Annotated in this window: 6 protein-coding genes and 2 pseudogenes; 3 read left to right on the forward strand and 5 right to left on the reverse strand. The window is 41.9% G+C overall.

Features of this window, described 5'->3' with window-relative positions:
* Positions 1-232 precede the first annotated feature (232 nt).
* A complete protein-coding gene (gene malT / locus VSA01S_RS07075) occupies positions 233-2,959 on the reverse strand; it encodes an HTH-type transcriptional regulator MalT (RefSeq protein ID WP_050567303.1) in 2,727 nt (908 codons plus the stop codon).
* Positions 2,960-3,435: 476 nt separating this feature from the next.
* On the opposite strand from malT, the gene VSA01S_RS07080 reads away from it, so the two are divergent.
* The 3 genes from VSA01S_RS07080 to glgB all read left to right on the forward strand — a co-directional run bounded on the left by VSA01S_RS07080 (position 3,436) and on the right by glgB (position 10,520).
* Positions 3,436-5,889: a glycogen/starch/alpha-glucan phosphorylase gene (locus tag VSA01S_RS07080; protein ID WP_103021898.1), complete on the forward strand. Its 2,454-nt coding sequence runs from the start codon at positions 3,436-3,438 to the stop codon at positions 5,887-5,889.
* Positions 5,886-8,069 (forward strand): 4-alpha-glucanotransferase, encoded by a 2,184-nt coding sequence (malQ, locus tag VSA01S_RS07085; RefSeq protein WP_039981736.1) that lies wholly within the window; start codon positions 5,886-5,888, stop codon positions 8,067-8,069. The genes VSA01S_RS07080 and malQ overlap by 4 nt, the downstream gene beginning before the upstream one ends.
* Before the next feature lie 261 nt (positions 8,070-8,330).
* Positions 8,331-10,520, forward strand: coding sequence for a 1,4-alpha-glucan branching protein GlgB (gene glgB / locus VSA01S_RS07090; RefSeq protein ID WP_021708372.1), 2,190 nt, complete (start codon positions 8,331-8,333; stop codon positions 10,518-10,520).
* Positions 10,521-10,592: 72 nt separating this feature from the next.
* Here glgB and VSA01S_RS07095 read toward each other — a convergent pair whose 3' ends face one another.
* The 4 genes and pseudogenes from VSA01S_RS07095 to VSA01S_RS20290 form a co-directional block, all read right to left on the reverse strand.
* Positions 10,593-11,891 carry a dicarboxylate/amino acid:cation symporter gene (locus tag VSA01S_RS07095; protein WP_039981738.1) on the reverse strand — a complete coding sequence of 433 codons (1,299 nt, stop codon included), beginning with the start codon at positions 11,889-11,891 and terminating at the stop codon, positions 10,593-10,595.
* Between the two features lie 205 nt (positions 11,892-12,096).
* Positions 12,097-12,306, reverse strand: coding sequence for a hypothetical protein (locus VSA01S_RS20545; protein ID WP_371860774.1), 210 nt, complete (start codon positions 12,304-12,306; stop codon positions 12,097-12,099).
* Between the two features lie 104 nt (positions 12,307-12,410).
* Positions 12,411-12,650: pseudogene (locus VSA01S_RS07105) on the reverse strand (arsenate reductase/protein-tyrosine-phosphatase family protein); the annotation flags it as partial.
* Positions 12,626-13,424, reverse strand: a pseudogene (locus VSA01S_RS20290) (polysaccharide export protein); the annotation flags it as partial. The pseudogenes VSA01S_RS07105 and VSA01S_RS20290, both read right to left, overlap by 25 nt.
* Positions 13,425-13,826: the final 402 nt, after the last annotated feature.

Raw genomic sequence — 13,826 nt, forward strand, 5'->3', positions numbered from 1 at the left:
TCACAACATGGCATGATTAATGCATAATGTTTTTCGACCCTTACTAAGCCGAGGGTCACCTAGCCAACTGACGTTGTTAGTGAATGAATATTGTTCACATTATATATAAGCCAATCGCGTTTCTTGCGGTTGGCTATTTTTTTATCCCAACGTAAGTGCAACTGACTTCTTATCTTGTTTGCATTTTGCACTGATCTTGATTTATCCATCAAAAAAACTTGTTGCATTAGCATCACTGGATATGAGTGCCATCGGATGAAGATGATTGCGTGAGCCGTAGTAATTGCGTCGCTATTTGAATCGCTTGTTTTCTTTCTGTGATGCTTAGCTTTTGATATAAGTTTCGTATATGCGTTTTAACGGTGGTCCCTGCGATCTCTAGCTTCAGTGCAATTTGTTCATTTTTTACGCCAGAATATATAAGCCCTAAAACTTGCCATTCTCTTTGAGTCAGAGGGCTGGTTTTTAGGCAGTTTGGTATATCAGGATGTTTGAGTAATTGCTTAATCAATGCCTGACTAAAAGAGATATCGCTTTCAGTTTTATGTCTATTGTGGGTTGATGGGCTCTCTGTAAGCCGGCCTACTTTTCTCTTTAACTTTTTAGCCTCGATAAGTGGCGCAAATAAGTGACCAATCACATGTTTATCATAGAGAAGTTCGCCGATGATGATGTTGTTAGGATCGACATCTATGATTTTGTGTAGTATTGATATGGCTTGCTGTTCATTACTTTGTTGTAAAGTCAGGACGGCTTCTATCACTGAGTTTCGTCTAGAATCGGTTAGCAACTGATGACGTGTTGCTTCTTCTTTCAGAAAATCAATGACCTGACGAGCTTTTTCCCAGTGATGTAAACTGATGTAGGCTCGAGCAACATTGCGCCATTGTAGTTGCTGGAAGTGGTTTGTTGCCTTTTTGGGCTTTATCGCCTGATCAAGCCAACTTTGAATCGCTTTGGTGTCTTTTTTCTCTTGCCAATAAAGTAACAAAGATAGAGAAGCATTAGCGATCCAGTCTGCGTGATAAAGAGAGTGTTGCATCAGCCGTTGTATATGTTCAACAAAGGTGCTTGCGCTATCAACGTCGCCTCGTAAGAGAGAAATTCTGGCTAACATAGAATAACAATGTAAGTGGTTACTTTGGTTTTCACCTATGATGCTAAGCCCTTTTTGGATACAAACTTCGGCTTCGTCCAACTGATTCCAAGAGCAGTAAAGCTGAGCTCTTAAGCGGAGAAGAAATTCATGCAGAGGGATGTGTTGTAGCTGTTGTTCTTCTATCAGACGGAATGCCGTATTTTGAAGCTCATAGGCAGTTTGAAAGTCACTTCTAGCGATCATGATTTCACTTTGCTGAAGAATTGCCCAAAGAACTTGGTGGTACACTTGATGTTGGCGAGCCAATTTTTCAGTTTGTTGCATTATGGACAGCGCTTGATCCAATCGCCCCAGTACATGGTTAACCTCTCCAATGACTGAAATTGCAACGATTCGGCTGAGATATACCGTGGAGTCTAATTGACTTAACGCTTGTTCGGCTAATATAAGAGCTCTTTGAGGGTCATTGCTATTGATGGCAACTTGAGCAAGTAATGCGTTCGATTGACCTTGGTAGTTAGTCCCTAGGGTAATGTTTCGTTTTAGGTGCTCAACTTCTGCATGAGAAAGTAGTTCAGAGACTTGATCAAAGCGGTGCTGACTTTGCGCTAACCATGCTTGTAAAATGGACAGCTTCGGATGATGATAGAGAAGATCGCGATCAAGTTGATCGATAGCACTTTCTAGCTCGGTGAGTGCGCCTCGATGAAACATTTTCCAGCCATAGCCTTCGAGTATCTCAATGATTAAGTCAGAGTCCTTTGTTTGTTGAGCATGAGCAAGTGCCCGGTATGGATTTTCTTGTTCCACCCATGCCAGTGCGGCCTGATGGTGCAGTATTTTCTCCATTTGAGGGAGACGAGTTAAACGTTGGTGAGACAAAAACTCTGCAAATAAATTATGAAAGCGATACCAGTTTTGCTCTCCTTCTAGAGGGTATATAAACAACCCATAGCGATTGAGTGATTCAAGCATGCTCAAACTATCGGATCGTTGCGTTAAAGTAAGCACTAACTTTTCGTTGAAGTGTTCTAGAACGGAAACTTGCATTAAAAAGTGTTGGATGTCCGAGTCTAAAAGTTCAAATACTTCTTCCATTAAGTAATCCCATACATGGCAAGGGTCAAATGGATAGCTCGTGATAACATCTTGGGTGAAAAGAGGGCTTTGCATTGGTGTTTGCAGAGCGATGAGCTGGAGAGCTGAAGGCCAACCTTCGACATAATGACAAATATCTCTGGCTTGTATTTTGTTCACTTTATTGTTGCGCTGATTAAAAAAACGCAATGTTTCTTCCTGATTAAATGCTAATTTAGAGCTGTCAATTTCTAGTAATAAGCCATTTACACGGAGGCTAGCCGTCCCTAGAGGTAAGGCTGCTCTGCTTGTCACAATGAGCGTGAGGTTGTCCGGGATATGCTTTAAAAAGAAACGCATCGATTCATGAATCTGAAGGTTTTTGATTAAGTGGTAATCATCCAAGACAAGATAACAAGGTTGCTTAAAGCGTGTTACCACAGCAACAATTTCGCTCACTAGTGCATTTGGTGAGTGGTATTGACGCTTTTCAGTGAGCTTTTTTACTTTTTCAAAATGACCTTTTGTCGCTTTATTGAGGGCTTGGACGAGATAGCTCATAAAGTAAAACTCATCATTATCGTTTATATCGATACTGAACCAACCAACATGAGTCTTATCCGCTAACCATTGAGTGACGATGGTGGTTTTGCCATACCCAGCGGGCGAACGGAAGAGCACTAATTTATTATTCGATGCTTGTCTGAGGAGCTTTAATAGACGTGGGCGTGTAATCGAATGTTGTGAATGGCTTGGACGAATAAGCTTTGATGGTATCCACATTCGTCGTGATGTCCTTATCTGAGCAACGTCAATGTTGTCACTTTATTGAGTGAAAGTGAAAATTGCGTGAAAGTAAAAGTTTAGTGTTATCCCCAGTAGCTTGATGTCACTTAGGTATCGCCATGTTACGATATCAACATTGTGCCTGAATTGATCCACTTCCTAATTTTTGCCCACTTATATGACTTTGATTAACTACGCCCTAAATATGCGATCAAACTCTCTTTTTTGTCCGAGGTGGATGTGAATTACATCCTATGTTGCACTAAATAAGGCACTTTGCCTCTTAGAGCGTCGATTATCTTTACTCAAGTCTTTAAGGTCACTTGGGTAGATAACTCGATTCATTTTTTCTACGCCCCCTTAGGTTGGTGCTCTCATCCCCCCAATGATCATGGTCAGGGATGATGTGTGTTTGGTATTACCGATGCACGATATTTGGTATGCATATGAACAAGGACATTAAGGACTGTTTTATGAAACCAATTCAACAAAAAAAATTTGATAAAGAAGCGTTTCAAGCGAGTGTGCGTAAGCATTTATCTGTGAGTTATGCTCAAACTCCTGCTCGTGCTGATAATAGAGCATGGTACCTCGCTATGGGGCGTGCATTGGCGGAGTTTACAACATGTGACTTACTTGCTACCGAGGCAGACCCAAGAATTCAGCAAGCCAAAAGCGTGAACTATCTTTCTTTAGAATTTCTTATCGGACGATTAACGGGAAATAACCTAATTAGCATGGGCATTTATGAGTCTGTGGCAGAAGCAATGGAAGAATTAGGCCACTCAATCTCTGATTTACTCGAGGAAGAGCGTGACCCCTCGTTAGGCAATGGTGGTTTAGGTCGTTTAGCTGCTTGCTATATGGATTCGTGTGCAGCACAAGAGTTTCCTACGGTCGGCTATGGGCTCCATTATGAATATGGTTTATTCAAACAATCTTTTAAACAAGGCAGACAGCAAGAAGCACCAGACTCTTGGCGAGGTATTGAAGGTTACCCGTGGGAGGTTGCACGACCTGAGCTTGCTCAAGAGATCGGATTCTACGGCCATGTTGAAGCAGTGAGCCATGAGGGAGAACAGGTCCGAAGATGGGTGCCTAATATGAATGTAAAAGCTATGCCTTGGGATCTACCCATTGTTGGCTATGAGTCGGATACGGTTTACCCTCTTCGTCTTTGGGAATGTCGAGCGATTGCCCCGTTTTCATTGGATAGCTTTAATAACGGGGATTATTTTGAGGCGCAGCATGCTCTTATCGATGCAGGGAACATTACCAAAGTTTTATATCCAAATGATAATCATCAAAAAGGTAAAACACTTCGTCTCATGCAGCAATACTTCCATTCTGCTGCATCGATTCGTGACATTTTACGTCGCCACGAAGCGCTAGGTTATGCAATAGAAGACTTACCCAAACAAGAGACGATTCAACTCAATGATACACATCCATCGATTGCTATTCCGGAGTTGATGCGAATTTTGATTGATGAAAAAGGTCTGCGATGGGAGAAAGCATGGGCAATAAGTTCTAAGACCTTTGCCTATACCAACCATACCTTATTGCCTGAGGCGTTGGAGACATGGCCAGAATCATTGATTCAGCATTTGTTGCCACGTCATATGGAAATTATTTATGAAATCAATCATCGTTTTTTACAAGAAGTCAGATCGATGTGGCCGGGTGATGTGTCGAAGCAACAGAAACTGTCTATTATAGAGGACGGCTTTCATCGCATGGTTCGTATGTCTAATTTGTGTGTTATTGGCTCTTATGCGGTTAATGGTGTGGCTGCCCTTCACTCTGAATTGGTCAAAAAAGATCTGTTTCCTGAGTTTCATCAAATGTTCCCGACTCGGTTACATAATGTCACTAACGGCATCACTCCACGTCGTTGGTTGAAGTTCTGTAACCCAGGTTTATCACAACTTATCACTCAAAAAATAGGCTCCGAGTGGCCTGTAAAGCTAGAGCAACTAGAAGCGATTGCACATTTCGCTACGGATGAGGCATTCCAGAAAGCGTTCATGGCCGTCAAGAAGAATAATAAAATTCGTTTGGCGAATTGGGTCAAAGATAATATGGGGATTGAGCTAGATTCGAATGCAATTTTCGATGTACAGATTAAACGTCTGCATGAATACAAGCGTCAGCATCTTGACTTACTGCATGTCTTATCTCTTTATTATCGCATTCTCAATCAGCCTAAGTTTGAATGTACACCTCGTGTTGTGTTCTTTGCAGCGAAAGCCGCTCCTGGCTATCATCTTGCGAAAGAAATCATCTTTGCCATCAACAAGATTGCAGAAAAAATCAATAATGATCCCCGAATTGGTGGCTTACTTAAAGTGGTGTTTATTCCGGATTACCGAGTCAGCATGGCGGAGCTTATTATCCCTGCTGCTGATGTGTCACAACAAATCTCCTTGGCTGGCAAAGAGGCTTCGGGAACGGGCAACATGAAGTTGGCACTGAATGGGGCATTGACCATTGGTACGATGGATGGGGCGAATGTCGAGATCCGTGAGGAAGTGGGAGAGGAAAATATTTACATCTTTGGCTTAAATATTGAAGAAGTGAAAGCGTTGAAAGCGAAAGGATATAACCCGTTTGACTATTATCATGCTGATCCACTATTGAAAGCTTCTATGGAGTTATTACTTGGCGAAGAGTTTTCTCCAGGTCAGCCTGGCCTGCTTCGTGCGACCTATGACAGTCTGCTCGATGGTGGTGATCCTTACTTATGTCTGGCAGATTTTGCTTCCTACATCGAGGCACATGAAGATATGGAGAAGCAATACAGAGATCAGCCGGGATGGGCAAAGAAAGCGATCCTTAATACGGCTTTGATGGGCAAATTTACCTCTGATCGTTCGATCAGAGATTACGTCAATCATATCTGGAAACTAGAGGCAGTGAAGCGATGAAAGCTCAGACAGTATTACAAAAAGCAGCCGAGAGTGCGCAATTATCTGAGCGTTATGTTACTGCTTGGGGGGAAGAGGTGAGTGTTCCGCACACCACGTTAATCTCACTGCTCTCATCATTAGGTTATGATGTTACTAATGAAGAAACACTGTTAAAGTCATTGGAGAAAAAGCAGAAAAAAGAGGTGTTAGCGCCGGTTCTAGTGCTTCGAGATAATGAACCTATCGAGATCGAATTAAGCCTAGGAAAGAGTGCTCGAGGCAGTGATTTCAGTTGGCGTTTGAATACAGAGCAAGGGGAGTGTTTTGAAGGTTATCTGCAGTCTCAGATAATTCGGGATGAACGTGCACAAGGAGGAGAGCTCGTCTTCTCTTTACCTCAATCTTTACCTTGGGGATATCATAAGCTAACGCTGTTCCGTAAACGCCGGAAGGCACCTTATGAGATGTCTTTGATCATCACCCCTCAAACCTGTTTTAAGCAAGCCGCTTTAGAGCAAGACAAGAAACTTTGGGGACCTAGCATTCAGCTTTATACCCTTCGTTCGGTACATAATTGGGGAATAGGCGATTTTGGTGACTTGAAGCAGCTTGTCAGCGATATCGGATCTAGAGGAGGAGACTTTATTGGATTAAATCCAATTCATTCTCTTTTTCCAGCTAACCCAGAGAGTGCCAGCCCATATAGCCCTTCTTCTCGTCGCTGGCTGAATATCATGTATATCGATGTGAGTTCTGTTCCAGAGTTTGTGTTGAGTACTCCGGCACAGCAACTGGTTGGTAGTACAGATTTCCAACAGCGCCTGCGAGCAGTCCGAGAATCACATTGGGTGAACTATTCTGAAGTCTCTGCTCTAAAGATGAGTGTACTGCCCTTGTTATACCAAGAGTTTAAAGTGCGCCATTTGGATAACAACACCAGCCGAGCTCAAGCCTTTTTAGACTTTGTTGAACAAGGTGGAGAAAGTTTGTTATGTCACGCCACGTTTGACGCCCTACATAGCAGTTTAAGAGCGAAAGACCCAGAAGTTTGGGGTTGGCCTGTTTTCCCAGATAAATATCGTAAGTTTGAAGCAGTAGCGACGCAAAAGTTCATTAAAGAAAGCCGTGATACAGTCCACCTTTATATGTATTTACAGTGGATAGCAGATGAGCAAATCAGAGAAGCACAAGTACTTGCGATGGAAAAAGGTATGCAAGTTGGGCTTTATCGTGATCTTGCTGTTGGGGTTGCGGATTCTGGCAGTGAAGCGTGGGCAGATCATGGACGCAACTTAGTGTTAGGTGCGAGTATTGGTGCGCCGCCAGATATTCTTGGACCACAGGGACAGAATTGGGGGTTACCTCCTTTTAATCCTCAAGCGCTTGAGTCAACAGGCTTTGAGGCTTTCATTCAGTTATTACGTGCCAATATGAAGTACTGTGGTGCACTTCGGATTGACCATATCCTTGGCTTACTTCGTTTGTGGTGGATTCCAAAAGGGCAAAAAGCAACAGAAGGGGCTTATTTGTATTATCCCGTTAAGCAGATGCTTTCTATTCTTGCTTTGGAATCTCATCGTCAGCAATGCTCGGTTATTGGGGAAGATCTCGGAACGGTTCCCGAAGAAATCGTCACGCTTCTTCAAGAAGCTGGAGTGTATTCGTACAAGGTCTTCTTCTTTGAAACCTCGGAGCATGACGGCGGATTCATTTCACCAAAACACTACGCAGCTCAAGCAATGGCTACACTGTGTACCCATGATATGCCAACCCTACGTGGTTTTTGGCATTGTGATGATTTAAAAATTGGGCAAGAGATTGGTTTATATCAAGATAAACCACAACTCGATGGTTTATTTGATGATCGCCTGAACTGTAAGCAAGGTATTTTAGATAGTGTCTTTGGCCATGGTTATTTACCAGAAGGCGTTGGTCGCGACGCACAATACGTCCCAATGGATGGGCACTTAGCAGAAGCTTTGCAACTTCACCTTGCAGCCGGAAACAGTGCGTTTTTGAGTGTACAGCTCGAAGATTGGTTAGAAATGGACAAACCGGTCAATATTCCAGGTACGGTCGATGAATACCCCAACTGGCGACGCAAGTTATCTATCAATCTTGACGAAATTTTTAGCCGTGAACAAGTTAATCGCTTGGCACAGCGCTTAACGGAAGTGAGAGCTCAGGTGGCATCGTAGAATGGGAGTTACCTTCGGCTGCCAGTTCAATGAGTCGCCTCGAGAGAGCAATTATTGTCTAAAGTATTGATCATGCCACTCATAAAATCGGCGCAAATGATGTAGTATGTTGTACCGTTAATGGCCCGTGTACATTGCGGGCTTTTTTGCATGGTTTGAGCTATTTGTCGCGTTTTTGTGATTTCACAACAACTGGCTGTGGAATGTCGAGTCCCTTTACTTTGCATTCAGAGCAGGGATAGATGCGCTAGGGAGAAAAATTTGAAAACCAAGGCTAAGAAAAAATATCAACACTTTTACGATCAACTCGAAAAGGCGTCTTACGCTGACCCTTTTGCAACGCTTGGCCCATTCATTGATCAAAGTGAAGGCTCATTACGTGTTTGGATGCCAGGTGCTGATAAGGTCGAGTTATTACTTGCAGACCAATCGCGGATGCCTTTGGAACGTGAAGGGGAAAGTGGTTTTATTCTAAAAGAACAAGGTGACTTACACTTTACCCATTATCAGCTTGCCGTAGATTGGAATGGCGTCGAGCAGCTGGTGGACGACCCGTATCAGTACCACAATATTTACCCAGAGTATGAACACCTGCATACCCCGATCCATATGTATCGTCATATGGGTGCACAGTTTGTTGCGCTTGAGCGCGGCGGTAAGAATGTCACGGGTATTCGATTTTTGGTTTATGCGCCTCACGCTTCTGCAATGAGTTTGGTTGGCTGCTTTAACCAGTGGGATGGGCGACGTCACCCCATGCAGCGTCTTGACTATGGAATGTGGGGGTTGTTTATTCCTGGTTTAGAAGAAGGTGTTCAATATAAATTCGAAATTAAAGGACCAAATGGAGAGGGCTTACCACACAAGCAAGATCCTTGGGGATTTTTCTCAGAGCAATACCCTTCATTTGCTTCAATAACTTATGATCATAATCGTTATCAGTGGCAAGATAGCAAATGGCAGCAGCGACCAGTAACTCAAAAGCGTGATGAAGCCCTGTCCTTTTATGAGCTTCATGCTGGATCATGGATGCGTCACACGGATGGTGAGTTTTTAAATTATCGTCAATTGGCTGAAAAGCTTGTTCCTTATCTTGTGGATATGGGGTACACCCATGTTGAATTGATGCCAGTCTCAGAACACCCATTTTATGGTTCTTGGGGGTATCAACCCGTCGGCCTTTTTGCACCAACGAGTCGTTATGGTTCCCCAGATGATTTCAAATTTTTTGTCGATGCATGTCATCAAGCTGGATTAGGAGTCGTGCTGGATTGGGTTCCCGCTCATTTTCCATCTGATGATCACGGGTTAGCAAACTTCGATGGTACACCTCTTTACCATGATCCCGACCCACGTCGTGGTTGGCATCAAGATTGGAATTCGTATATTTATGACCTTGGACGCGAGCATGTGCGTCGTTTTTTGGTTTCAAATGCGCTTTATTGGTTTGAACAATTCCATATTGATGGTATCCGTGTCGATGCTGTTGCTTCCATGCTTTACCTTGATTACTCCCGTAGTCATGACCAATGGATTCCAAACGTGGATGGTGGGAATGAAAATTATGATGCGATAGCCACATTAAAATGGATGAATGAAGAGGTTTATAAACACTTCCCGAACGCTATGACTATAGCAGAGGAGTCCACCGCATTTCCTGGCGTATCTGCACCAACTTTCATTGGAGGCTTAGGTTTCGGCTTTAAATGGAATATGGGTTGGATGCATGACAGCCTTTCCTACATTAAGCAAGATCCGATTCATCGTAAATACCATCATAATACGATTACATTCCCACTGGTCTACGCACACAGCGAGAACTATGTTCTGTCTTTATCTCATGATGAAGTTGTTTACGGCAAGGGGGCGATCCATGACAAAATGCCCGGTGATGAATGGCAGAAAACCGCTAATTTGAGGGCGTTTTACGGCTACATGTATGGGCAGCCAGGTAAAAAATTAAACTTTATGGGCGCAGAGCTAGGTCAAACTGCAGAGTGGAATCACGACGATCAGCTGCAGTGGTTTTTACTCGATTTCGAACGCCATCAAGGTGTTCAGAAGCTGGTTAGAGACTTGAATCATTTATATCGCAGTGAAGTGGCTTTGTATGATCAAGACTGCGCACCATCAGGGTTTGAGTGGCGTCTTCAAGATGAGGCTAACACTAGCATCTTAGCACATGAACGGATCAGTAAAGATGGCGAGCGTATTTTAGTCATCACCAACTTTACCCCCGTACCACACGAAGATTTTCGTTTAGGTGTCCCAACTAAAGGTTCTTATCAGTTACTGCTTAATACTGATGATAGCGAATACGCAGGCAGTGGTTTTTCGGTGTTCCCTACAGTAAAAACTGACAATAAAGAGAGTCAATCTTTATCACAATCTTTGCAATTAAGCCTCCCTCCGTTATCGACGTTGTTTTATAAACTAAACAAGTCTCGTTAAAAAAACAGCCCCTGAACGCAAGCTCAGGGGCTGTTAAAATGTCTGATTTACTCTGATTTACAGATAAATATTTTATGCTTTCGAAAGACTGACTTTTTCTTCTGCTAACCCAGCGGTTGGGTTATTAAAGCAGTTTTCATCCAAAGCACCTTCAGATTTAGCAACAATGACGGTTACAGCACTATCACCAGTGATATTGACGGCAGTACGAATCATATCTAGAAGACGATCAACACCCATAATCAAGCCTATCCCTTCTAGTGGAAGGCCAACCTGGTTTAGAACCATAGCAAGCATAATAAGCCCAACACCAGGGACTCCGGCAGTACCAATTGATGCTAATGTCGCCGTTAAGATGACCATTAAGTAATCACCCATTGTTAGGTCTATGTTGAAAGCTTGAGCAATGAAGGCTGTCGCGACACCTTGCATGATTGCCGTGCCATCCATGTTTATTGTTGCGCCGAGTGGGATTGTGAAAGATGAAACTCGGTTTTCAACACCCATGCGATACTTCGCTGTTTCCATAGTGACTGGAATGGTGGCATTAGATGATGCGGTAGAAAATGCAAACATTACGGCATCTTTCATCTTTTTCAGGAAAGTTATCGGACTTAACCCAGTGAAGGTTTTAAGCATGAGGCTGTAAGTCACTAGTCCATGAATTAACAAAGTACCCGCTAGAACTAGGAAATATTCAGCGAGAGTAAAGATCGCGCTTAATCCTAAGCCAGTAAACAGTTTGGCCATTAAGAAGAACACACCATATGGCGCTAGATTCATTAATATCGCAACCAGTTTCATGATTACTTCATTGATGTCGGAGAAAAAAGCAGCAATGCGTTCACCAGGCTTACCAGATGCACTAATTGCAATTCCAAATAATACAGCGAATACGATGACTTGTAATGTTTTCCCTTCAGCCATGGCACTGATAGGGTTGGTCGGGAACATATTAATAATTACTTGTCCCAGCGATGGAGCTTCAGCTGACTTAAATGAGCTGGCCGCGGTAAGGTCTGCGCCTGCTCCAGGTTGGAACAAGGTCCCCATGGTGAGTGCCAACGTAATGGCAACGGCGGTCGTTGTTATGTAGAAAGCAAGAGTCTTCCCTCCCATACGTCCTAATGTTGATAAATCTTTTAAAGAACTGGTACCACAAACCAGCGATACAAAGATAAGCGGTACAACAAGCATCTTTAGGCTTGCGACAAATATTTGTCCACCTACTTCAAACAATCCATTAACGATATATGTGTCGACAAATCCGTTGTCGGAAAACAGAGTGCGGATTGCAAACCCTGTCAAGATACCCGCGACCATACCTAAAATAACTCGGCTGGTTAGCGACATCGGTTTCTTGGTATTCATGAGAATACTCCTTATAGTTATGCACATTGAGTTCACTTCAAGGCGGTATGAAGGGTATCAGCGGAGTGTGAAAACGAGAAAGAGTAATTGATCTATTTGTTAATAGGTGTGAACTTTGTCACCAAATAATAACTTTTATATCATTAATGAGGTGCTTGTTTGAATTTTTAAAAAAAACTATTAACTGAATTGTTATTTTTGTGAATTATATTCTATGTTCAACTAACATGCGTGATTTTAGGAACTCCATCTCAGTTGTGCAGGAAGCTTCTGAGGAGAAAAACTCTCCCATATACCCAACCATCTCAGAAATACATCCAGAATTTTTCTTTTCAATCTGAATGAGTGCATCTGCTTTAAATATGGGTGATGAAAGTTGCACAAAAGCTAGATCAAGTGCGGTGAAGAATAAAATAAATTAGATAATCAAACATTTAGAATTAATTAGGATGCTGAAAAGTTGTCTTAAATCGATTTCATCATCCATACTGTCCACTGCGGAGTTTTTTATATTATTCATTACTGCTTACTATTATTTTTGTTGCCTATAATTTTTACCCATGAATCTGCAGCCTTTTTTAATAAAGAAAAAGTATGTACAAAGGCCTCTTTACTTTTTTCAGAAGGAACTGGGATATCGATAGACTCGATCCTGTGACCAAATAGCATGGTTTTCCCTCTTGCTTCTGGGGCAATATCTTTCAGGGCTTCAATGTGGCCTTGTTCCATTACTAGGATAAGATCTTGGCTGTCGCATAGACAATGTCATAAGGATTTAAATCAAACTCAGTACCAATCACCAAGGCAGCAGTATCAGAAATGTTAAGTTGAAGAATATCGGCAGCCACATCTTTTTCTTTTGAACGTCTTATAACGAATACTCCACTTGTGTCAGCTGAAACTTGATTGATTCTCTCCACATGACTTAACGCTTCAGTAAGGCTCATTCCTGCACGATCAATTTTTAATAATTTAGAGTCATTGACTTTGCCCATAACAAAGACTTTCTGAGCATCATTTCTAAGAATATGTACGATGTCACCAGGATTTAATAGCTTATTTTCGGTCAGATCCCCTTTTTTCATCAAAGCATAGAGCGAAACAGTTTGAACGTTATCACCTCTGGTTAAGGTAACATTACGCCAATCAGCGTCTGGTGAAAGGCTGCCTATCAGGTTTACAGCACTAATGTAGTTAAAGGAATAATCATAATAGCCTGTTGTCCAGCTTTATTGACCCCCTGTGATGTAAGACTTTTGTGAACGAAAAGCTGCGACACTAACATCCACTTGAGGAGTTTCGATATATCTTACAAGCTTTTTAGTGATCTCAATGCGAATCTTACGGACATTTTTTACCAGAAACTTTTATTATTCCGATATAAGGATAGAAAATGTTACCGTCAGCATAAACCCAGTGCCCAGCTTCAGAAAAGCTACGATAAGAACCTGCAGGAATAGTAAGCTTAGGATGATCCTAAATAGTAATGTTCAATATATCTCCAGGACCAACATGATATTCATAGGCTGCAATGTCACTTTCAATCTGTAAATTAACTGATGCTTGAATTTTCCGTTCCTTAAACGCAGTGATCCTATTTAGTTTTAAAGGATATACTTGGAAGTTTATATCTCTAACCTGGGTGTTTTCTTGGTTTTTTCTTTAGATTATTCTTTTTGAAAAGAGGGTTTTATAACAATTATTATTGTAATTATTTAACTATAAATTGAAGCTGAAATTTAATCAATGTATTTATCTTACATTAATTAATGGCTATTCTGTTATTTGTTATTTGTTATTTGTTATTTGTTATTAATGATTATACTGTTTTTTGTGCTGTTCTTTCTTTGTGGCGAAAGTGTTTTTATTTAGCTCTTTTGGTGATAGGAAATATCTCCTACAGGTGCACTCTAAGGCATTCCATTTTTGTGTGAG

Origin of the sequence: Vibrio sagamiensis NBRC 104589, from assembly GCF_007990935.1 — a bacterium.
Classification (GTDB): domain Bacteria; phylum Pseudomonadota; class Gammaproteobacteria; order Enterobacterales; family Vibrionaceae; genus Vibrio; species Vibrio sagamiensis.